Here is a 23211-nt window from a genome sequence, read left to right as displayed (position 1 = left end):
TGATAATGGGATAACACTATGGATACTTTAGTCTTTGCAAGCCTGATGGGGTTGTATTACTGGTTTGCCCGATTACGCCTTGGCTACACCTTCTCCGCCATGCTACTTCAGCCGGTGGTTGTCGCGGTCTTTGTGGGGCTGCTGCTCGGGAATATGCAGACGGCGATGATCATCGGGGCGGGTATGCAGCTCGTCTATCTGGGCGTGACCTCGACGCCGGGCGGCAACGTGCCGTCAGATCCGGCGCTGGCGGCCTGTATCTCGATCCCCATTGCGGTTAAAGCCGGAATGGACCCCAACCTGGCGATTGCGCTGGCGATTCCGTTTGGCGTGATCGGCGTATTCCTCGACCAGCTACGCCGTACGCTGAACGCCGCCTGGGTACATATGGCCGACAAACACGCGGAAACGGCAAACATGGCGGGCATTATGCGTTGCGCTTTCCTTTACCCGGCGTTACTCGGTCTGGCGCTGCGTTTCCCGGTGGTGTTCGCCGCCAACTATTTCGGCCAGAACGTAGTAGAAAGCTTCCTCAAGCTGATGCCGCACTGGCTGACCCACTCCTTTGAAATTATGGGCGGGATTCTCCCGGCGCTGGGCTTCGCCATCACCATTATGGTGATCGGCAAAAAGAGTCTGCTGCCGTGGTTTATCGGTGGATTCTTCGCGGTGCTGTACCTCAAGGTCGACATCATGGCGATGGCAATCTTCGGCACCTGTGTGGCCTTCCTGATTAAAGGTCTGGCGAAAAATGAAGGAGCAGCATGATGAGCAGCGACGTAATGCAACATGAACTGGTTGAGCGTGCGCGGGAAACCGGAGCGCTGACCAAAGCGGACATCACCAGGGCGTGGTTTATCTACTGGCTGGGCGCGGAGGTTTCTAACTCCTATGAACGTTTACAGAGCCTGATTTTCTGCGCCTCGATGACGCCGATCATCAAAAAACTCTACCCGCAAAAAGAGGAACAGGTGGAAGCGCTGAAGCGCCATCTGAACTTCTTTAACTCAGAACAGACCTTTGGCGCGGTGATCCAGGGCATCTCCATCGCTATGGAAGAGCAGAAAACGCGTGGCGAACCGATCAGCGACGCCTCCATCACCGGGATTAAAACCGGCCTGATGGGGCCGCTGGCCGGGATGGGCGATTCCATCGTCTGGGCGGCGGTGATGCCGCTGTTGATTGCGATTTTTATTCCGTTCGCCGCCAATGGCAGCGCATTCGGGGGTATTGCGCCGCTGATTCTCTATCCGGCCATTACGCTGGCGATCAGCTACGGCCTGATTCACAAAGGCTATACGCTGGGACGTGATTCCATCGTCGGGCTGTTGCAAGGGGGGCGAATCAAGGAACTGATCTACGGCGCTAACGTGTTGGGGCTGATCATGATGGGGGCGCTGTCGGCGAGCTACGTCAAGATCACTACCCCGCTAAAAATCAGCGCCCTGAAAGGTTCTGAAGTGGTGGTTCAGCAGATCCTCGATTCGATTGCGCCTGGCCTGCTGCCGCTGGCGGCAGTATTTGCCATCTATATCTTTCTGGTGAAGAAAGGGCCGCGTTATACCACCATTCTGCTGTCGATTGTGGCGCTTAGCGTGGTCTGCTCGCTGCTGGGAGTGTTGTAAGCCATGACACAGAATATCTATCAACAGCTGGGGCTAAAGCAGGTGATTAACGCCTGCGGCAAGATGACGATTCTTGGCGTTTCCAGCGTCGCGCCGGAGGTGATGCACGCCACGGCGCGTGCGGCCTCCGCTTTTGTCGAGATCGACAAGCTGGTAGAAAAAACCGGTGAGCGGGTCTCCCGCTATACCGGCGCGGAAGACAGTTATGTCACCTCATGCGCCTCGGCGGGAATTGCGATTGCCGTTGCCGCCGCCATTACCCGTGGCGACCCGTTCAGGGTGACACTAATGCCGGACAGTTCCGGTATGGCCAATGAAGTGGTGATGCTGCGTGGGCATAATGTGGATTACGGCGCGCCGATCACCAGCGCAATCCGTCTGGGTGGCGGGCGCGTAGTGGAAGTAGGGTCGAGCAACCTGGCCGCGCGCTGGCAACTGGAGAGTGCGATTACCGATGACACCGCCGCCCTGCTGTATGTGAAATCACATCACTGCGTGCAGAAGGGGATGTTGGGCATTGAGGACTTCGTCCAGGTGGCGCAGATTCACAACCTGCCGTTAATTGTTGATGCCGCTGCCGAGGAGGATTTGCACGTCTGGGTGGCGAGCGGCGCGGATATGGTTGTCTACAGCGGCGCGAAAGCCTTCAATGCGCCAACCTCTGGATTTATCACCGGCAAGAAACCGTGGATCGTCGCCTGCAAAGCGCAGCATCACGGCATCGCCAGAGCGATGAAGATCGGTAAGGAGAATATGGTCGGGCTGGTGTATGCGCTGGAGAATTATCACCAGGGGCAGACGGTAGTCACCGCCGAACAGCTTCAGCCGGTAGCCGACGCCATTTCAGCGATTCGTGGGTTGAGTGCGGATATCGAGCAGGATGAGGCCGGGCGCGCGATCTGGCGTATTCGTATTCGGGTGAATGCCCGTGAGCTGGGGCTGGATGCCCGCGAAGTCGAAGCTCAGTTGCGTGGCGGCGATATCGCCATTTATGCCCGTCGCTATAACCTCCACCAGGGCGTTTTCAGCCTCGACCCGCGAACGGTCGCAGAAGGGGAAATGGCGTTAATCGTGGCGCGACTGAAGGAGATTGCCGACCATGCAGCAGATTAATTTTTATCGTAATCGTGTGGCGATTAACGTACTGGCGAAAGATATCGCCAATGCCAGGGAAATCTATGATGCTGCCGAAGGCCATGCGGCGATCGGCGTCCTCTCCGCACAGTTTGCCTCAGTGGAGGACGGTGTTCAGGAGGTAAAACGCTGGATGGCGGAGGTGCCGTGCATCTCCGTAGGGCTGGGAGCGGGCGATCCGGCGCAATACTATAAGGCGGCGATGATTGCTGCAAAGGTACACCCGGCGCACGTCAACCAGACCTTTACCGGATGTGGTTTTGCCGCTGGCGCGCTGGCGGCAACGAGCGGCGAGAAAACGCATATCAACGCGCTGGTCAGCCCGACAGGCACGCCGGGCGAGGTGCTTATCTCCACTGGCGTTCGCAGCAGCCAGGGGACGCCGGCCCGCGTTTCCTGCGATGCAGCGGTACGCATGATGCAGGATATGGGGGCGCACGCGGCGAAGTTTTTTCCGATGGGCGGCGAGACGTCGTTACCGGAGCTGTATGTGCTGGCAACCAGCGCAGCCCGCAACGGGATGACGCTGATCGAACCGACCGGCGGCATTTCCCTGGAAAATTTCGGCGTTATTTTGCAAACCTGTCTGGAGGCGGGCGTGCCGCGCGTGATGCCGCATGTTTACAGCTCGATTATCGATCCGCAAACCGGAAACACCCGGCCTGACGATATCGTCAGGTTAATGGAGATCGTGAAAGCGCTGGTTTGATGGCGTAGTTTACGTAGGCCCGGCAAGCGTTCGCGCCACCGGGCTTTTTGTATATGCCTTTTTCTTCTTGCTGATGCCTTTTCGTTTTTTAAACCGCAGCGGCCTTCCCGCTATAGTCATTTCATTACCCATCAGATGGTTATTTAATAAGGATAAAAACGTGAAATTGACGATACCTCATTTACGGGCAGGGGCGGCGGTACTGTTGGCGGGCATATTGCTGGCGGGGTGCGATCAGCAAAGCAGCGACGCGAAACACATCAAAGTCGGCGTGATTAACGGCGCCGAGCAGGATGTGGCGGAAGTCGCGAAGAAAGTTGCCAAAGAGAAGTACGGTCTTGATGTGGAACTGGTAGGATTCAGCGGTTCATTGCTGCCTAACGATGCGACCAATCACGGCGAACTGGACGCCAACGTGTTCCAGCATCGACCGTTCCTCGAACAAGATAACAAAGCCCATAACTACACGCTGGTAGCGGTAGGCAACACCTTTGTTTTCCCGATGGCGGGCTACTCGAAAAAAATTAAAACGGTTGATCAACTGAAAGACGGGGCGACGATCGCCATTCCTAACGATCCGACCAACCTCGGGCGTGCGCTCCTGCTGCTGCAAAAAGAGAAGTTGATTACCCTGAAAGAGGGGAAAGGTCTGTTACCAACGGCGCTGGATATCACCGACAACCCACGTCATCTGAATATTATGGAGCTGGAAGGCGCGCAGCTGCCGCGCGTACTGGACGATGCGAAAGTGGATGTGGCGATCATTAGCACCACCTACATCCAGCAAACCGGACTTTCGCCGGTACATGACAGCGTCTTTATCGAAGATAAAAACTCGCCGTATGTGAACATACTGGTGGCGCGGGAAGACAACAAAGATGCTGAAAATGTGAAAGCGTTTTTACAGTCTTATCAGTCGCCGGAAGTTGCGAAAGCCGCAGAGACTATCTTTAACGGTGGCGCGGTGCCGGGGTGGTGATCGGTAACGCTTTAAGTTAAATGAACTTTATCGCCAGAGACTCTTTTCTGGCGATAACATGCAGCATGGTATTTCCCGCTTAACGACAATAGCGAAATTTCTCTTCTTTTTTCCCCGTTCGGAGTTTTCAACAAACTTTCCCCTTCCATTCTTTTTTGTGCTCAAAAAAGCCGATTCTAATAGTGGATTGTCCTTTTTTGTAAGGTTGTGGTAAGCAATCTTTAGATTTTTATACTGAGAAATAGTAGGTGATTAAAAGAAAAGATCGTTCCGGTAAAATTCCTGGAAATGGTATGTATTGTAACCTTAGCTTAACAATAGTTACGTTTAGAATCTAAATAGGATTATTCTTGCAAAAAATTAAAAAAATGATTTGTTTGTAATAACTCATTAATTATTAATAAATTATATAAAATACTTTAGTCGTATTGTCAGGATTATTCTCGTAATTCTAAAAGTGGTGTTTTCTGGCTAATAATGCAGCAATAAATGTAATCGTTTTGTTTTTGTTTGTTTGATATTTGGTTTTTATTGTGTTTTTTATATGTTTAAATTTCAACTGTTTTGGGTTGTGCAGTGATCTGGATCAATTTATTTGATTTATAAAATTTTATCTTTTTTTAACTGATACTGTCTTATAAAAACCTGGTTATCGATATATTTTGCATGGTGAATAGCGCAGATATTATGCGGTACTTTATTTTCCTGTAAGCATTTGGATTTGATTTCTTTTGGTTGAAAAATCCTAATATTGCGGATGAAAGTTTTGCGTATATTATGTCAATGGAACCGGAAGGTGTTATTCAGTACTCATTTTTGATAATGGGGTGAGGTTTGTTTTGCCTTAATAACACATTCAATACGTCGTTCATTTATATCAACAACACCAGGGGAATTTATTATGCGTAAATATAATTATGCGTTATCCGCGTTAGCAATGGTTATCACTTCCGCATTTACTGCTTCAGCATTTGCGGTGGATGGAACTATTACAATTAACGGACAAATTACTGATACAACTTGTACTATTTCTGTCGACGGTGGCAGTAATGATGCAACGGTAACGCTGCCGACCGTTTCGTCTACTACGCTCGGCGCAGCAGGCGCAACGGCAGGTGCTACGCCGTTCACTATCTCGCTGAGTAACTGCTCAGGAACATCTTTAAATACCGCCAGCACCTACTTCGAACCTGGCGCTTATGTTGATAGCACAACCGGTCGTCTGAACATTGATTCAGCAGCGGCAGATGCAGCGACTAACGTGCAGGTTCAATTATTAAATGCCGATCGTAACGCCATTGTTGCAGGGGCTTCAGTAGCGAATGGCCAGAATGATATCCCTGTCGATATCTCTTCTGGAAACGGTACGCTGAATTACTTTGCGCAATATTATGCTACTGGCGCATCTACCGCGGGCTCTGTAACGACTCAGGTCGATTACACCATGGTTTACGAGTAATAAAGACAGGAGTAAAGGCGGCGTCCTTTACTCCTGATTATGAGGTGATGAGATGTTAAAGATATTATCTTCCGGGCTGGTATTGTTATTTTCGGCGTTCTCACTGAACGCTATGGCTGACGTTGTGATTAACGGAACACGCATTGTATTTAATGCAAAAGACAAGGAATCAACGGTACAGTTAAAAAACCGGGGGAATAATCCTTATCTTTTACAAATATGGATGGATGATGGTAACCCAAATGCAAAGCCTGGGGAGATCACGGTTCCGTTCCTCATTGCTCCTCCCGTTGTTCGTATTGATCCGGCGAAAGGGCAAGCTGTGCGAATCATGGCGACGAACCCGTCATTGCCGCAGGACAGGGAGTCCTTGTTTTGGTTCAACATGCTGGAAATTCCGCCAAAAGCACAGGATTCAACGTCGGGCAAAACGCATATGCAATTGGCATTTCGTACCCGAATAAAATTATTCTATCGCCCGGATAATCTGCAACCAACACCATTACAGTCTTATAAAGAATTAAAAATATACCAACAAGGGAACAACATAAAAGTAGTAAACGACTCTCCCTATTACATCACTTTCAGCAAGGTTGAGATTCGTCGAACAACAGGGTCAGCTGTATTAGCTGCTGTAGAAAACTTCCCCCAGCGTATGGTGAAGCCAAAAAGCGAAATAGTATTTCCGCTCGCTAATAAAAAATCGACGCAATTGAGCGGTGCTTCAGTTTTTTACAGTGTAATAAATGATTATGGTGGAGAAACAACAAATGAGCAAAAATTACAAAGTAGCCCATAACGTTATTTCTTGTCCTCTGAGATTAACCCGCATTGCTCAATTCGTTGTTTTATCTTTTATTTCTGTTCAGGTTGCCTTCGCTGAAAATGATGAAGTGCAATTTAATAGTGATTTTTTACGCTCAGCGATTGATGTTAGCAACTATTCTCAGGGAAACCCGGTTCCGCAGGGACAATATAATGTCGATCTGTATGTGAACGACAAATGGCGAGGGCGTGGTGAAGTTAAGTTCGAAAATGATAAAAGCAATGCCGTGGTAGCCAAACCGTGTTTTACGCTGAAGCTGATATCAACGCTGGGAATCGATATTGATAAAATTGATCCAATGCTGCGCCAGTCGTTAAAGAATAATGAAAGTTGTGTGCGTATTGGTGATATATCTTCTGATTTAACAGCTTATTACGATGTGACGACACAGCGCATCAATGTGCAGGCGCCTCAGATATGGCTGCTTCGCCAGGTTCGCGGCTATGTTAATCCTGAATTATGGGATAACGGTATTCCTGCTGCGACGTTGCAATATGATTACAACGCATGGCATGCAGAGATGTCTGGAACGGACTCTATGTCATCTCAGTATCTGAGCCTGATGGGAGGGCTCAATTGGGATGCCTGGCGCTTACGCTATCGCGGTGTTTTCAACTGGAACAACGATCAGGGTTGGCATTATGACTCAACCAGCACTTATCTTGAGCGCGGCATTATTCCGCTGCGCAGCAAACTGGTGATGGGTGATTCCACCACGGATGGCCAGGTCTTCGACAGCGTTGGTTTTCGGGGCGTAATGCTGACTTCTGACGATCGTATGTATGAGGATTCCCAGCGAGGCTATGCGCCAGTCATTACCGGTGTTGCAAACACCAACGCACTCGTCAGCGTGAGTCAGCGCGGCGCGCGTATCTATCAAACGACGGTTCCGCCTGGCGCGTTCCGTATTGATGACCTGTACCCCAATGGCACCGGAGGCGATCTGCTGGTAACGATTAAAGAGGCAGATGGGAGTGAGCACAGTTTTACCGTGACCTATGCTTCCATTGCTGAACTGCTCCGTCCGGGAACCAGTCGCTATTCGCTGATGGCGGGGCGCTATCGGAATACCTCCGTGAATGAGAAACCACAGATTGCGATGGGGACATTCCGTCATGGTTTTACTAACTTACTGACCACTTACACCGGTGCGATGGGCGGGGAGGATTATCAATCGGTCGCAGGTGGCGTCGCGCTCAATACGCTCATTGGCGCGCTTTCTGCTGACATAACACATGCGCGAACGACGCTTGCGGATAACAGTAAGCGTGAAGGCCAGAGCATCCGCTTTTCATTTGCCAGGATTCTGCCCGTCGTTGATACCAATATCACCCTGGCGAGCTATCGCTATTCCAGCTCCGGTTATTACGATATTGACGATGCGATGTTGATGCGTGATTTAGAGCGGACAAATAAAGGGGCTTATTCCAGCAGCATTAACCGCAAGAATCGTCTGCAACTCAGCGCAACGCAGACTATTTCCGAGACGCTTGGGAGCATTAATCTCAGTGCCAGCACTCAGGATTACTGGAACAAAAGCGGGCGTGATACCGAATATCAGTTGGGTTACACCAATGCGTTCAAGTGGTTCAATTTTAACCTCAACGCCAGCCGTACTCGCGATTTAGTGAAAGACAAATGGGATAACAAAATCGCGATAGGGATTTCCCTGCCGTTAGGGAACAGCGCGCGCTCGGCTTATCTCAGTACCACCTATGTTCAGGAAAGCTGGCATCGGGGGCTGCAAAACTCAATCGCCGGCACCTCCGGGGAGAACCGTCAGTATAACTGGGGCGCGTTCGTCAATCAGGATGACTACGACCATAGCAGCAATAAAACCACGGGCGGCGTCAGTGGTAACTGGACTTCGCCGTGGACCAGCATGGGCGGCAGTTTCTCAGCAGGCCAGGGCTACCAGCAATACGGCATGAACCTCTCTGGCGGTGTTGTCGCCTGGCAAAATGGCGTTGTGCTGACGCCGATCATGGGGGACACCATGGCGGTCATTGAAGCGGAACATGCGGGAGGCGCAAAGGTGGCAAACAACAGCAGCCTTAGCCTTAACCGCAATGGTAATGCCGCAGTGCCTTACCTCTCACCCTATCGCCAGAACACGATTGAGCTCGATCCTCGGGGGTTATCGAATGATATCTCCCTGGACGTCACCAGCCAGAACAGCGTCCCTACCGCAGGCGCCGTGGTGTTGATGAAATACGCCACGGATACAGGGTATTCCGTGCTTTTCACTCTCCGCCATGCCGGTGATGTGCTGCCTTTTGGCGCCGATGTGGTCGATGAGAGCGGCAATACTGTCGGTTACATCGCCCAGGGCGGGCAAAGTTTTGCGCGCGTTAAGAATCTGGCGGGCAAATTGCGCGTGAAATGGGGAAGTGGATCGGGTCAGGAGTGCCAGTTCAGTTACCGCTTATCAGAGCAGAAAAGCGCAGATGTCGCCGACTTACGTCGGGCTGATGCGGTATGCCAGTAATTAAGGAGTGAAAGATGAAAACTATCGTAACGGGCGTTGCCCTCTCTTTTCTGGCACTGGTGGCGATGTGCGGCGTGGCGCGAGCGGACGGGACGTGGGTGAACTGTGAGCGTACCAATGGCTACTACCAGTACTTTGACTCTACGACCGTACAGGTGGGTAAAGATGCTGCCGTCGGTGATTTGCTGGGGACCTGGGCGACCTCTTATAACCCGACGGCATGGACCTGCTCTCATCGTACTAATTATCAAAGCTACGCCATCCCGATGGCGGTACAGGGGTATCCCCCCTACACCGTTTGGGGAACTACCCAGGTCGATGGGCAAACGTATACTGTCTATAACACGACGGTAAAAACCGGGCTGGGGTATATCGCTCGCTGGCGCTATACGGTAAAAGGGCAAACCAGCGACTGGTATCCTCTTACTATTGCGACCGGAGGGCAGCAGACGCCTTCGCAGTTATTTACGGTGACAGGCGATGGAAGTTCATGGAATCTCGGCGTGGATGTCCAAATCCGTTTTGTAAAAACCTCGACATCGTTAACCGCAGGCAGCACTTCCGTCTTTGACCCGATGTATATGCGACACTACCAGACATACGGGGGCAGTACGTCTGTTGGCAGCGGCACCTATATGATCGCTGATTTTCTGGCGGGAGGGCTGATCATATCCACCACCGGGGGAACCTGTACGACGTCGGATGTCACGGTTAATTTACCGGCTGTTAGCCGAACGGATTTTAGTGGTATAGGTTATACCGCTGCGCGTACTGATTTTAATCTGAACTTTACAAAATGCCCGGCAGGGTTATCGAGCATCAGCTATTTGTTTACGCCGACCACGGCCATTATTGATAACGCCAACGGTGTTTTTGCGCTGGCGAGCACCTCAACGGCGAGCGGCGTGGGTATCCAGTTGTTGGACGATCAGAATATCCCTCTGTCGTTTAATACGGCATATCTCCTGACGGATTATGATCCGGCTCAGGACAATGCGAATTATACCGTGCCACTGCGTGCCGGTTTATATCAGACTGCGGCAAATGTCTCTTCTGGCGATGTCAGAGGTGCAGTGACATTTACCCTTGTCTATAAATAGAGGAGGGGGCATGGCGAAACGGCTAAAATATGTTCTGAACCACTTCCTGATTTTACTTTTATTGCCGTCATCGGCTATGTCGGCAACGTATATTAATTACACGCGAGTGATAATTAATGAAAAGGCGCGCGAAACATCATTTACTATTTACAATGAAGGGCTGAAACCCGTTTTATTGCAGTTGTGGACTGAAAAAGACAATATTTTTGATCGTCCCGAGGAGATTAAAACACCGTTTATCATTTTACCTCCGATTTTTCGGCTTGAAGGAAAAACATCCCGGGCGGTGCGGGTACAGTTTACTGGCGACCAGCATACATTACCTGCTGACAGAGAATCTTTATTCTGGCTGAACACGCTGGAAGTCCCTCCTGTGGCTGATAGTAAAGCGGAGAAGGGCGCGCTACAGGTCGCTTTTCGTACTCGGGTGAAGTTATTCTGGCGGCCCACTGCACTGGCAGCAATCACCCTTGAGGAAAGTATAAAAGAATTACACATCTCTTTATCTGATTGTGGAGGAAAACGCTGCCTGTTAGTAAAGAATAACTCACCTTTGTACATAACATTAATGGATCTTACGCTGAATGACGGTACAGAAATAAAGCAATTACCTGATGATGGTCTTTGGGCACCATTGTCAACTAAAACGGTTGTTTTACCCAAAAACACAAAAGGGGAGGGCACAGTCAAAACACTCTCATGGATTGATGATTATGGCGTGGTCAATACCTATAACTACTAATGCGAAGGATAACGTTATGCTTAATTTTAACCCTTCATCCTTACGTTTTAAATTTATTTACCTGACAAAAAATATTTATGATGGTATTGCCATTCATACACTTTTTGAAGATGCCCTGCATGAATCAGGATTGAAAATGGGGCTTAATGAAGATATACCCTTTCACCTGATCGATAAGTACAGTAATTTTATTCCGTTTTCATTGCGGTTTGATGCGACGTATAAACAACGCAGTCGCACGCTCGAACACGATATTACCCTCTCGGCAAAAGGGGAAGAGATAAAGCGAATGCGTTTTAATCATATACTCTTTTTTGTCGATATGTATAACCCTGACCATACCTCTTTTCTTTCGGTTGCCGGACTGCATGGCCTTACGGCGGTCAGGGAGCGCATGGATGCTTTCATGGTGCATTGTAATGCGGTGATTAATGGTAATAGAAAATGCCGTTCAAGTAGTTTCTTGTTCACGCTGCGTGAGCAGCAAATTGTGTTTCATCTCTTACAAGGCATGTCGGTTAAAGAAATCGCACTGGAATTAAATGTGAGCGATAAACTGGTTTATCGGGAGCGCTGGGCGCTGACGCGTAAGCTTATCGACCAGAAAAATTGCAGATTATACAAAAGGCTAATAAACATTAACGCGACATTATAAGCGATAAAAGAGTGGACCAGATTATTGGAGCCCACTCTTTTGCCTTATGCCGCCCGGGCGCGACGGCGGGAATCCATTGAAATCAGCACCACCGACGAGAGGATCAGCAACGTACCAAGCCAGTCCGGCAGGGTGAAGCTGATGCCCAGCAACAGCAGCGATAACAACGCGCTGCTTAGCGGTTCCGCGCAGCTCAGAATGCTCGCTTTCGGCCCGCCAATCATTTGCGCCCCTTTCAGATACAGGCTGAAAGTCAGCGATGTGCCGATGACCACCAGATAGAAAAACGCCAGAATCAGGCTGCCGCTGACCACAAAATCCGTTCCCTGCCCGGCATAGAAGGGCAGCAATATCACGCCGCCGATCAACATGCTCCAGCCAACGACAGGAAGCGTGCCGTAACGCGCGATCAGCGTAGAGGGCCAGGTCGTATAAAACGCTGCGGCAAACGCGGAGGCAATCCCCCAGAATAGCGCGGCAGGCGAGATAGACAGCGATGTCGGATTACCGTGCGTTACCAGCAAAAAGGTGCCAATAAGGGAGGTGAGAATGGCCGTCAGCACCAGAATACCGGGGCGCGCTTTCCGTACCAGCGAGAACCACGCCACGATAATCGTCGGCGATAAAAATTGCAGCACCGTTGCGGTGGCGGCATTGGATTTCTCAATGGTGAGCAGGAAGGTGAGCTGTACGGTAAGCGCTCCCATGATGGAAAAGAACAGCAGGCTTAGGGCGTCCTGGCGGTTTTTGAAAATAGAAAATACTTTGTCGCCGTGAACAAACGAGAGCATCAGCAGAATCAACCCGGCGAATATCAGACGCGTCATGGTCAGAAACTGCGACGACATCTGGCTTTGTTCCATAATGTACTGCGCGCAAACCCCTGAACTTCCCCATAATACGGCGGCAATCAGGACGTTCAGCATCCCTCTTCTGGTGGACCCCATTTTTTCCTCAACATAGTGTTTTGTCTTTTTTATGTGCAGGCATCATAGCAGAGATGGCGGCACAAACGAGACGGGCGTTAGCATAGCCCACTTTTACGACAGTCGGGTAAGCTGTGTTTCACCGTCCTCCATCGCCAGTTGATACAGCGAAAACGCGGCATGTTTCTCGATCAGATTGGCCAGTTCAGGCGAATGACTGGTGAGCCAGATTTGCGAATGGCGGCTGGCTTCGGCGATCAGTTGGGCGAGGGCGGGCAACATCTGCGGATGCAGGCTGTTTTCCGGTTCGTTGAGCGCGATAAAAGCTGGCGGTCGCGGGCTTAACAGCGCTACGGCCAGGCACAGGAAACGTAGCGTGCCATCCGAGAACTCCGCAGGTTCCAGCGGACGGGTCAACCCCTCACGTTTCATCATCAGGCGAAAGCGGCCGCCGCTGTTATCGCTGTAGAACACGCAACCGGGAAATGCCCGATCGAGAATCCGCATCAGCAGTAGTTCATCGCCAATCTCGACGATTGTCTGGAACGCTGCCGCCAGGTTTGCTCCGTCGCTGGCCAGAACCGGTGAGCGGAATCCCACCTGCGGAACACGAATCGCAGAACCAGACGAGACTGAAAACTCATGATAAAAGCGCCAGTTGCGCAGCATTTCTCGCATCTGCGACACCTCCGGGTAGAGGTGTGGCTCTCCCAACTGGCCGAATACCGACTCGTTCTCATACAGCGTGCCGCTGTGGGTGACTTTCTCGTGATGGATATTATTGAGGAATACGACCTGGTTTTTACGTTTCATCAACTGTGAGGAGGGGCGGCGAGCGTGCCCGCTCAACCAGACAGACTCCTCTTTGATGACCGGGTCGAGATCGAACTGCGACGGGTAGGGGAGCTTCTCGACAAACCCTACCTGTAACTCGTATTCATAGGTTTCTGTTTCTACCGCCAGAGTCATGCGCCGCAGCTGGTCGCTGCGCGTTTTCCCGGCCCAGAATACCTTCAGAATACCGCCTTCGTTCGCCAGCGCCTGTGAGAACTGCCCCTGCGCCGCACTGTGCATCAGGTGAATCGCCTTATAGATATTCGACTTTCCGGTGCCGTTAGGGCCGAAGACGATATTGAGCTGTTCCAGTTCCAGAGACTGATGGCGAATCGAGCGGTAGTTTTCGATGTGCAGCGTTTTGATCATGGGCGTTAGCGGTAGAGGGGCGATGCGGCAAGCATAGCGATTTCGTCCCGGAAGAGACAACCCGTTCATATAGTTTTACGCGGCGCATAAAAAAGCAGGGGTGACTTTCTCGCCCCTGGGGGGGCTTATCAGAAGCCTTCCAGCACAATCTTGCCGACGGAGCGGCCCGTTTCAAGCTGTGCGTGCGCTTTCTGAATATTCGCCGCGTTGATGGCTCCGTAATGCTCTCCCAACGTGGTGTGAATCACCTTAGCATCAATGAGCTGCGCCACGCGGGTCAGTAGCTGATGCTGGGCGATCATGTCGTCGGTTTCAAACATTGAGCGGGTAAACATAAACTCCCAGTGCAGCGAAATACTCTTTGTTTTCAGCGGTCGTGCGTCGAGCGTTGCTGGATCGTCTATCAGCGCCAGCTTACCCTGCGGCGCCAGGGCTTCGATGAGCTGCGGGTAATGCTTATCAGTGTGGGTCAGGCTGGCGACGTGCGTCACCGCGTTGATGCCGATCCGCGCCAGCTCTTCCGTCAGCGGTTTGCTATGGTCGATGACATGATGCGCACCGGCTTCGCGTACCCATTTCTGGCTTTCCGGGCGCGACGCGGTGCCGATCACCGTCAGTCGGGCGAGTTTGCGGGCCAACTGCGTCAGGATGGAGCCCACGCCGCCTGCGGCGCCGACAATCAGCAACGTATCCCCTTCGTTGCCGCCTTCTTCAACGCCGAGGCGGTCAAACAACATTTCCCATGCGGTGATCGAGGTCAGCGGCAGCGCTGCGGCGGCGGCATTATCCAGCGTTTTGGGTTTCAACGCGACGATGCGCTCATCAACAAGCTGGAACTCGCTGTTGCTTCCCGGACGGCCCAACGCGCCGGCATACCAGACTTCATCCCCCGGTGCGAACAATGTCACTGCCTCGCCGACTGATTTCACTACGCCTGTGGCATCCCAGCCCAGCACGCGCGGGGTCTCTGCGTTAAAACCCGCGCGTACTTTGGTATCGACCGGGTTAACGGAGATGGCTTTCACCTCAACCAGCAGGTCATGTCCGGCGGCGACCGGAACAGGGAGGTCAATGTCCTGTAAAAACTCAATATTGCTGCCTTCTGGCGCGGCGCGGGTAATTGCGATGGCTTTCATAACGTCTCCGGTGTGGGAACAGGTTTATCGTTTGTATAATTCGATGGTAAACCGCCAGCAGAACGGGAAAAATAGCCTCACGACGACAGGACTTATATTCGGGGAGTGAAAATGTTCCGGCTTGAAGATCTCACGTTGTTTGTTCGCGCGGCGGCGCTAAACAGTTTTAGCGATGCCGCGCGGGAAGCCGGGGTACAGCCTGCCCAGGTCAGTTCCGCCATCAAACGGCTGGAGTCTACGTTAAACATTCGCCTGTTCGCACGCTCGACCCGCAGCTTACGGCTGACGCCGGAAGGCGAGGTCTGGTTGCCTTACGCCAGACAGATGCTTGAGGTGATGCACGCCGGGCTGCAAAAAATTCAGACGCCGGAAGATGAGATCTCCGGTACGCTGCAAATCGCCGTGCCCTCCGATCTTGGGCGCAATTTACTGCTCCCGGTATTCCAGTCGTTTCGCCGTCGCCACCCTGCGTTGCGCCTGCGGGTGTTTTTCTCCGATCAGGTCGCCGATGTATTTAAAGATCCGGTTGATGTCGCGTTCCGTTACGGCAATACGGAAGATGCTTCTTACATCGCGCTGCCCGTCTCCCCCGATAACCGGCGTGTGCTGGTGGCTTCGCCGGACTGGGTCGCGCAACACGGCGATCCGCGTCATCCCGATGATTTAGCGCATCTGAATGCGTTAACGTTCGTGTTGCGCGGACGCCTGCATGACCGCTGGTCGTTCATCCGCAACGGTGACGTCAGCAGCGTACAGGTCAACGGCACCATGATGAGCGACGATGCTGAAGTTATCCGGCGGCTGGCTATCGCCGGAGAGGGGATGGCGTATAAATCCTGGCTTGATGTCTCTGAAGATGTGCGTGACGGGCGATTGCAGCGCCTGATGCCAGATTATCAGGGAGAGAAAGTCCCGCTGAACATGATCTGCCCGCACCGCAAACAGCTTTCGACGGCAGTCCGCCTGCTGCACGAAGCGGTAAAAGCGCGCTGCGAAAGGCTGGAACTCCCACCGATATGAAGGCGATATGCGTTGCCGTTTGTATTTTGTAGGCCGGATAAGCGTAAGCGCCATCCGGCGCACAATATGACGAGGGGAATCAGCGCGCCCTTAATCCTTTTTAACTGCGGTTGTGCTTCTTTTAGTTCACCAGGTAATCTTTCTCTCGTTTGCCCCAGGCCGTCAGGACGATACAGCCATGATCGATTTCTTGATAGTGGGTGAGGGCGTTTAAAGATCAGGTCGCAATGAAGGAATGAGTTTGGGGAATTGGCTTAAGACCCAGGGGAAGAGTGAGGAACTTTGGCGGAGATCACAGGAGTCGCATTTGATAAGTAATCACCTTGAATTTATTGATTATTTTTCTATGCGATTTTTAAGTGTGCCCCCAATTATGCCCCCATATGTTTTTGGTTTAACCATCTGATATCTAATCAATTTACAATTGATGCCATCATAAGACCGTTCCAAAGTTTAAGCAAAAATCTTCAGCCAGACAGCAATCAATCGCTTAGTGTGTACATCCCAGTTCGTACTGGCCCAGCGAATCATTAAGACCTATCTGCTGAAACTGAATTGCACTATGATTGATACTTTTGTGTAATTAATTGATATTTATATATAAAAACAGGCTTCATGAATGAAGTAAGGTTTTTTTTCTATTTAAATTTCTAATATAAACTATGGAAACGAGATGCTGTTTAATGTATAACTAATTGTAAATTAATCTAAAATTTCTTAATGTTAACTACTTTCAAGTCATCCAGGCAGGCTATCCTGTACTCACTATAAGGATGTTCTGTTAAGGAAGGGTAAGTCACTTCAAGGAGAGGTTAACTCTTGAGTAAACAAATATTTATAAGCCATGCTGTCAACGACAAAGCTTTGGCTGATGCTTTTGTAGACCTACTTCAGACAGGTCTAAATTTAAGATCCGATGATGTTTTTTGCTCCTCCCTTGAGGGCTTAGGAATCCCAGCAGGCGAAAACTTTATCGATCATATTAAAGATCAGATCCAAGCGCCAAAGTTGGTTGTTGCGATCATATCAAGAAACTATCTCTCTTCTCAGTTCTGTATGTGCGAATTGGGGGCTGCTTGGGCTATGTCACACAAACTTTTACCCCTGCTTGTCCCCCCATTGCAATATCAAGATGTACAAGGTGTATTAAAGGCTACTCAACTAGAAAGAATAGATAATCATAATGATTTAAGTCAATTTGCAGAGCGCTTAAATGATATTTTCCCATCTTTAAATATAAATATTGCAAGATGGAACGTGAAGGCCGAAAAATTTACTAAAAATATACCCATTCTTATTTCAGAATGTGCAGCACCAAATACAATTCCAATTGTTGAATACGAAAATTTAAAAAAAGAGTTGTTGGAAACTAGAGCGGCTTTAGAAGAAATAAATGATGAAAATGAAATTTTATCTAATAAAATAAAAGAGTTAGCGCTTTGTAAGGATGCTTCTGAAGTGAGAGAGGTTCAAAAAAAATTTTCATCAGAAGAAGCACAGTTTGATGAGTACATTGAAGATTGTTCTTCGGCGTTAGATAAGCTTCCAAGAATAGTTTCGTTAGTGCTATGTAGAAGTTTTGGAACTGGAACCCCTGTGTTAATTGATCCTTACAAGGATGATATTGCGAGCGAAGAAGCGAATGATGCTGTTAGCAAGCAGTACCTAAAAGTTGAGGGTAAGTTCTACGAACTCAATGATGACCATCCTAAGATTAAAAAGATTTCTGCTAAGCTTGATAAGCTTGAGCGTTTTCTTCATGATATTAGTGAAGATTTTATAACTTCTTTTGAAGATGCCAATGACTTTCCGCTTTCACTTGATAATCGTGAGTTTTGGGAATGGGGATTAGATCAAAGAATTGGGCGATTCGCAATGTGAAAATATAAGTCGTTCAATACAGTGTTTTAAAAACTAATTATTTAAAACAACCCGTCATTTAAAAAATGACGGGGTTGTATCATAATAGCCTCATAAGTTTAATTGCAGCATATTCTCAGCCATAACCCACAGTGCTCGATTGAGCTTCACATCACCGTCGATACCTTTCACTGCGCGTGTATGAGCGCGTTTACCTTTGATGGTTCGTCCCGATAGCCCACCTTTAATCAGGTTTTCCTGAATGCGTTGGTAGGTAGTCCAAAGATCGTTACTTTCATCCTGCCATCGGCGCGGGGAAAGTATCTGTGATTCCGTCACTGGTTGATGCTCTTCACCAAAACGATAGGTTAATGCCGCTTTCGCAATGGCGTGCTGAGCAGGTGGCGGTAACATAAGCGACTGCATGGCATCGCGCTTCTCTTCTACTCGGTCAAAAATCCCCAGTATTTCGTAAGCCCCTTCAATGACTTTCTCCACTACGTTGCCTTTATGCGGCACACGCACTTCCCCAAAACTTTCACCGCAAATTAGTCCATTTTGGCAAACCGATCTAAACAAACCTGGTAGCATCTGGTATGAGCTTGAACCGTCGTGGCTATTAAGCAGAATAATTTCTGGCACCTGTTTGCCGGTAATTTGCCCTTCGCGACGCAGGCGCAGCATATGTTTGGTGTGCTCTCGCTTACTCAGATCTCGCACTCGGGTCTGGCAGGCAAAGAACGGTTGAAAACCCTCGCGTTGAAGGTTATCGAGGAGGGTAATAGTAGGGATGTATGTGTAACGCTCACTGCGGGATTCATGCTTTTCTTCACTGAAGACACTCGGAACGTAATGTGCCAGTTCATCGTGTGTTAACGGGCGATCACGGCGCACTAAATTGACCGCACCAAAGCGGCTGGCTAATCGGGTCATAATTAATTCCTTCGGGCATAAAAGTGAAAAGGCCATACTTCCCAAGGGAGGCATGGCCTGGATGAAATGATTGCTAGCAGTTGAATGGTGTATTACTGACCTTCGTACTGAACCTGTGTGCCAGTCACTGCACCTGATGCGTTTAGGGTGACACGCACTTTGTCATAAGTTTTGTAGCCTGGATTAAAGACCTCATACTCCACGACACGCAGTTTTTGTGTTTTATCTGCCGGATCTGGTACAGAAGGCGCTTGTTTGTATGATCCAAAGTCAGCTGATGCGAGGGTTTCTTGATCGTAATTGGCAGCATAAGCCTTTTTCGCTGCCGCTAATGCTGCCTGCATCTCTGGTTCTGTAATTCCAGTAGCGCTTTTTGACATACGATTTTGTGCTGCAAGGCGGCGTGCTTCGTTTGCAGCTTCAGCATCCTTTTGTGCCTGGCTACCCGGACCATAAAGATTTTTATTGGCTCCGTCTCCATAGAACCCTCCTTTTCCTGAATTTTCAGCAACCCCCGCTTTGGGATCATAGTTGGCAGCTATTTCAGGATCTGCTTCGCGTGAATATGCCTGCTTTGATTGTTTATGCCATTGGCCGTTTTCATCCTGTTTATAGCCCATCTTTGCCATGTCCTGTTGATAGGTTTTCTGGGGATCGAAGTCGGCCACTTTCTGGTTAATGATGGATGAACAAGCTTGTGCAAAATCAGCGGTATTAACTTCAGAGCGTGAACCGAAGGTATTGATGCTGACCGATTGGTTATCTTGCAGCATGCTGATTATATTTTGGATATCTTTTGTCGCTGTGGTGGTTTGCACTGCCTGATAGTTCGATTGGGCGTTACACATCACGCTGGAGGGATAAGACGAACCATTGACACTAAAGTTACTGCCAGCCAATTCGGTAGAGCCTCGTCCGTTGCATTGCGGTTGCTGCTCAATCAAACCTATTGTTGCGGGTCTTACGCGAACAAGTACTCTTCCATCATCAGTGTAAGACTGACAAAAAGTCCCGCTCACTTGCCATGCTGCGGAAGCATTAAAAGCTGAGGCACCTAACATTACTGTCACTATCGTAGTTTTAAGAGGTATGAGCATTTTCATTAAAGGTTCTCCATAACAGATAAGATATACGGGCTAAATCAGGTCTTCATGATCGCTGGGACTAATAGCGAAATGTGTCAATAACATCACTGATAAGAGGAAAATGTGGTAGTGCCGCAATAAAGGCCTCACCAGCAGTCAGGTATGAAATATCTTCGCGACGCTTAAAGCGCACCTCATCAAGCGTGACAGCACCAATACTGGTCAGAGCAAACACACGGATTTTTCCCGACTGACACACCACCAGATACCATTCCTCCACATAGTGAATAAGACGATAAGGCTCCAATGCTTCATGACGCTGCCCTTCAACCAACACAGTGATTTGTCGTTTCTGGCTGATAGCCTGCACAAGACGGGAGAAGAACTCGGGTAATGCGACATGGGATTTCAGGGGGGCATGCCAGATCAGGCAGGGTGAAGTCCCGGACTCGTTCATTAGCAGGTTCATTAGTTGCCTGTCTTGCACCGGGATTATCCGAGCAATCCCTGTAGTACGTATAAACGAGAATGCGCCCGATGAATGATCGGGTGGATGGCAATCATTCAAACGGTATCGTCCATTTTCATCCAGAATATCCAGATGGATTAGCCTCTGATTGAAGTCACGTTGTAGAGTGCGTTCAGAGACACCAAATTCATCCACCAGAGATTTGAGTGAGAGTGTTTCTCCCGCAAGCAGGCGGCTAATAATGACCGATAATCTGATCGCCAGTCGGTCGTAACGTGAGTCTTGCTCGTTGACGGACATATGGCCTCTCAGGGCAACAAATATGTTTCTATTTCATGCAGTTATTATGCAGCACAGGCCGGACACGTTATGTCGGCAAAGATAGGTAAAATAATGAAATCTGAAAAATAGTGCGGCACGATAACACCTTGTTAAGAAAGGTTTTGTCTGAAAAACATTCATCATAGCGACACAACCTGACGGATGTGGTGTTAGCCAAAAACTCTGTCCCATAACACGGTGGCAAGTTGCACTAATTTTTGGCGCAGTTTCCTCAAAAAGCTGGTCCAGCCTGACGGGAAAGAGTCCGGGTTTATCACCGTATCAAATGCATTTCCTGCCATCTCACCAAACCGCTGGCGTACAGCATCGTTGCTCTCTTTAGTCAGGTGCTCTGGTTTCAATTGCCGATAAAAGGCGCTGCTAGCCTGTATCGGTAATGCATGCACCATAAGCTCTACAAGGACCGTCAAGTTGTAGCCAGTATGAGCAGAAACTGCTATTACCGGATAAGAAGATGGAAACTGACCCGCAATTTGGGCGCTGATGGTGGCCAACGAAAGGCACTGTGTTGGAGAAGGCCGCTCCTGGCATTCAGAGTTAGTTGGCAGCGGAGGAATACATTCAGCCTGAGTTATCACAAATAAGAAACGTGATGGATCTGCGCTATTAGAAAGTAGCAATCGGTGTGTTGTAATATCTATTGCCCGGGCGCGATCATCAGCCCGTAATACCCAAATAACCAGGTCCAGTTCAACAAACAAACGATGATAGAGCGCCATATACTCAGCATCGAACTCAGGAGTCTCACCAACGCCGGGAAGATCGACCAGGGTTATGCTGCGTTCGCCCACAGTGAGGACCAAGCGTTGTGGTTCTCGGGTACACGCCATAAGCTCGCTAGTCAGACAAGTTTGCTCCTGGAATAGTGCGTTGCAAAGGCTGCTTTTACCTGCACCTGTTTTACCCATAATTCCAATTACAGGCTCGTAGTCGATAGATTGCTTTAACTGCTTCAGGATGCGTTCGGTCGAAGAAGAGGGTAGGAAGCTAAGACAGGCTTGGAATGCGTTTACCGCATCATGTGAATCAGAGTGTTTGGACATAAGGCGCTCCTTTGAATGTATTACCTGAAAGTCTTTCGGTTCTTCAAAGGGGTAATGAGGGTGCGAAATTTATTGGGATAGTGATATTCAGTTAACTTACTGTATTTTAGAGATAAAGTGTGGAAAAGTGAGCGCCAAAAACGACAGTTTTGGCGCTATTTATTTGTGGTGTTGTGTTACCCGTTCAGCTAAGTGTTGAACCAATCCCGAAAACGTCCCCTGACCTAGGCAGTGTGTCAAGCACATACTCTGGAATGATAAAAAAGGTATTCACTTTGCTCTGTCTTCCTTTGAAATAGGAAAAGCTTACGATTTCGCCCAACTCCCCGACGTCAACAACCTGAAGTGAGAAAAAACTATTGTAGAGATCGACAATTTCTCGGGGACTCTCAATAGCTGAGCCAAAAAACAGTCGTAGATATCGCCTTAGGAGTAGGTACATGCATCTTTCGTAGTTGTCCCTGCCCCATGCCCGAAATGGATGCCTTGTGGATAAAGCCGTGTCGTCGAACCAACGATGAATTCTCATGAAACGCATTAGGAAACGGTCACGATCACCAGTTAAAATCGCATAAAACATGATAATAGACACTAATTCAACATATACAGGAAGAAGACTCTCATAGTCCCGCCGAATAGCTTGAAGAAATTTAACAATGTCATGGTGCCCTAAGCGTAATAATTCCGAAATTAACAGCATTAGTAGGGGAAATTCATGATGCATTCCCCCAAACTCCGGCTGTTTGGCGTAATTACCATGGAAGTGCTTTAGTTTGCCAATTGATGAAAGCTCTTCGTCTACAACCTTTTTTCCAAATCGTGCAACTAGACCATCATAAAGACTTCCATTCAGTGGCATTTTTTTTCTTAACGCTTTCAATCCAGGAAAAAGCCTACCTTGGTACGGAATTGTATCCTTTAACATGCGATTGATACGCAATGGGGCAATGATCACATTATCAGGTGTATTTTCACCACCACTATTCACCGGATAGAAATGGCAAATTTCTAACCTTAGAAGTGGTATAGGTTTAATTTTTAATTTCTCCTTCGATACTCCCCATTGTTCGAGTGCTAAAACATAGCTCCTTTGATGCTTCGTTTTACATTGGTACAGTTGGTATAAACCAGTAATGTCATGCACTCCATTAATTGAAGCCAGTTCTATTGGGCTTCGCTTAATATGATGTTGAATATGCCCCCAGTAAGAAAATCCAATAATATCCGTTATGATCTTCCCTAAAATTTTTCTGGAACCCAGCTGGCGGTGGGCTTTGCAACAGTATTTTTTGTTTCTCATCTTTGCGAGGGACAAGCCACAATAATAACAAACTGATAATGCTTTAGCTTCTTTAGCTATCCGGTTTTGGACATATGCGGCATAATGTCGTTTACAGAGACGTTTAGATCTCTCTTTATTATTCCCCCAAACAGACGTAGTGCAGTTTTTACGGACACAGATGGCCATGATATTATC

The 23211-nt window shown here is 49.1% G+C and carries 21 protein-coding genes; 13 read left to right on the top strand and 8 right to left on the bottom strand.

Annotated elements, in window-relative coordinates; translation table 11 throughout:
• Positions 1-18: 18 nt before the first annotated feature.
• From OGX75_RS03055 to OGX75_RS03005, 11 genes are all read left to right on the top strand, one after another.
• The gene (locus OGX75_RS03055) at positions 19-768 is read left to right on the top strand and encodes a PTS mannose/fructose/sorbose/N-acetylgalactosamine transporter subunit IIC (protein ID WP_012135807.1); all 750 of its coding nucleotides are present in this window, start codon (positions 19-21) and stop codon (positions 766-768) included.
• Positions 765-1625, top strand: coding sequence for a PTS system mannose/fructose/sorbose family transporter subunit IID (locus OGX75_RS03050; RefSeq protein ID WP_012135806.1), 861 nt, complete (start codon positions 765-767; stop codon positions 1623-1625). The genes OGX75_RS03055 and OGX75_RS03050 overlap by 4 nt, the downstream gene beginning before the upstream one ends.
• A 3-nt stretch (positions 1626-1628) precedes the next feature.
• A complete protein-coding gene (gene dgaE / locus OGX75_RS03045) occupies positions 1629-2738 on the top strand; it encodes a D-glucosaminate-6-phosphate ammonia lyase (protein ID WP_286451036.1) in 1110 nt (369 codons plus the stop codon).
• A complete protein-coding gene (dagF, locus tag OGX75_RS03040) occupies positions 2725-3468 on the top strand; it encodes a 2-dehydro-3-deoxy-phosphogluconate aldolase (RefSeq protein ID WP_286451035.1) in 744 nt (247 codons plus the stop codon). The genes dgaE and dagF overlap by 14 nt, the downstream gene beginning before the upstream one ends.
• 160 nt (positions 3469-3628) lie before the next feature.
• On the top strand, positions 3629-4447 hold the full coding sequence (nlpA, locus tag OGX75_RS03035; protein WP_024131067.1) for a lipoprotein NlpA: 819 nt from the start codon (positions 3629-3631) through the stop codon (positions 4445-4447).
• 901 nt (positions 4448-5348) lie between these two features.
• Entirely contained in the window at positions 5349-5906 is a 558-nt protein-coding gene (locus OGX75_RS03030; protein ID WP_112001393.1) for a fimbrial protein, read from the top strand.
• A 52-nt stretch (positions 5907-5958) separates the two neighbouring features.
• Positions 5959-6705 carry a fimbria/pilus periplasmic chaperone gene (locus OGX75_RS03025; RefSeq protein WP_049008079.1) on the top strand — a complete coding sequence of 249 codons (747 nt, stop codon included), beginning with the start codon at positions 5959-5961 and terminating at the stop codon, positions 6703-6705.
• A 94-nt stretch (positions 6706-6799) separates the two neighbouring features.
• Positions 6800-9220, top strand: a complete 2421-nt coding sequence (locus OGX75_RS03020) for a fimbria/pilus outer membrane usher protein (protein WP_286451034.1) — start codon at positions 6800-6802, stop codon at positions 9218-9220.
• Between the two features lie 14 nt (positions 9221-9234).
• Positions 9235-10320, top strand: a complete 1086-nt coding sequence (locus OGX75_RS03015) for a fimbrial protein (protein ID WP_012135798.1) — start codon at positions 9235-9237, stop codon at positions 10318-10320.
• 10 nt (positions 10321-10330) lie between these two features.
• On the top strand, positions 10331-11062 hold the full coding sequence (locus OGX75_RS03010; protein WP_286451033.1) for a fimbrial biogenesis chaperone: 732 nt from the start codon (positions 10331-10333) through the stop codon (positions 11060-11062).
• Positions 11063-11078: 16 nt separating this feature from the next.
• Positions 11079-11717 carry a helix-turn-helix domain-containing protein gene (locus OGX75_RS03005; RefSeq protein ID WP_012135796.1) on the top strand — a complete coding sequence of 213 codons (639 nt, stop codon included), beginning with the start codon at positions 11079-11081 and terminating at the stop codon, positions 11715-11717.
• Between the two features lie 44 nt (positions 11718-11761).
• Here the strand turns inward: OGX75_RS03005 and OGX75_RS03000 are convergent, their stop codons facing one another.
• The 3 genes from OGX75_RS03000 to OGX75_RS02990 form a co-directional block, all read right to left on the bottom strand.
• A complete protein-coding gene (locus OGX75_RS03000; protein ID WP_024131066.1) occupies positions 11762-12664 on the bottom strand; it encodes a carboxylate/amino acid/amine transporter in 903 nt (300 codons plus the stop codon).
• A gap of 93 nt (positions 12665-12757) precedes the next feature.
• Positions 12758-13846, bottom strand: a complete 1089-nt coding sequence (locus OGX75_RS02995; protein WP_012135794.1) for an AAA family ATPase — start codon at positions 13844-13846, stop codon at positions 12758-12760.
• A gap of 128 nt (positions 13847-13974) precedes the next feature.
• Positions 13975-14982 carry a zinc-binding alcohol dehydrogenase family protein gene (locus OGX75_RS02990; RefSeq protein ID WP_286451032.1) on the bottom strand — a complete coding sequence of 336 codons (1008 nt, stop codon included), beginning with the start codon at positions 14980-14982 and terminating at the stop codon, positions 13975-13977.
• 111 nt (positions 14983-15093) lie between these two features.
• Between OGX75_RS02990 and OGX75_RS02985 the strand changes: the two genes are divergently transcribed.
• Both OGX75_RS02985 and OGX75_RS02980 read left to right on the top strand, forming a co-directional pair.
• Positions 15094-16002 (top strand): LysR family transcriptional regulator, encoded by a 909-nt coding sequence (locus OGX75_RS02985; protein ID WP_275147249.1) that lies wholly within the window; start codon positions 15094-15096, stop codon positions 16000-16002.
• 819 nt (positions 16003-16821) lie between these two features.
• Positions 16822-17883 (top strand): toll/interleukin-1 receptor domain-containing protein, encoded by a 1062-nt coding sequence (locus OGX75_RS02980; protein ID WP_286451031.1) that lies wholly within the window; start codon positions 16822-16824, stop codon positions 17881-17883.
• Positions 17884-17973: 90 nt separating this feature from the next.
• Here OGX75_RS02980 and OGX75_RS02975 read toward each other — a convergent pair whose 3' ends face one another.
• From OGX75_RS02975 to OGX75_RS02955, 5 genes are all read right to left on the bottom strand, one after another.
• Complete coding sequence (locus tag OGX75_RS02975) at positions 17974-18795, bottom strand: DUF932 domain-containing protein (RefSeq protein ID WP_286451030.1); 822 nt, start codon at positions 18793-18795, stop codon at positions 17974-17976.
• A 92-nt stretch (positions 18796-18887) separates the two neighbouring features.
• On the bottom strand, positions 18888-19898 hold the full coding sequence (locus tag OGX75_RS02970) for a hypothetical protein (protein ID WP_286451029.1): 1011 nt from the start codon (positions 19896-19898) through the stop codon (positions 18888-18890).
• 61 nt (positions 19899-19959) lie between these two features.
• On the bottom strand, positions 19960-20649 hold the full coding sequence (locus OGX75_RS02965; protein ID WP_286451028.1) for a helix-turn-helix transcriptional regulator: 690 nt from the start codon (positions 20647-20649) through the stop codon (positions 19960-19962).
• A 191-nt stretch (positions 20650-20840) separates the two neighbouring features.
• Positions 20841-21734: a GTPase family protein gene (locus tag OGX75_RS02960; RefSeq protein ID WP_286451027.1), complete on the bottom strand. Its 894-nt coding sequence runs from the start codon at positions 21732-21734 to the stop codon at positions 20841-20843.
• Positions 21735-21918: 184 nt separating this feature from the next.
• Entirely contained in the window at positions 21919-23202 is a 1284-nt protein-coding gene (locus tag OGX75_RS02955; RefSeq protein ID WP_213193601.1) for a hypothetical protein, read from the bottom strand.
• Positions 23203-23211 lie beyond the last annotated feature (9 nt).

Source organism: Citrobacter sp. CK199, from assembly GCF_030333285.1.
GTDB lineage: Bacteria > Pseudomonadota > Gammaproteobacteria > Enterobacterales > Enterobacteriaceae > Citrobacter_B > Citrobacter_B koseri.
The sequence above is the reverse complement of the archived record's forward strand: the minus strand, read 5'-3'. Positions and strand labels throughout refer to the sequence as shown.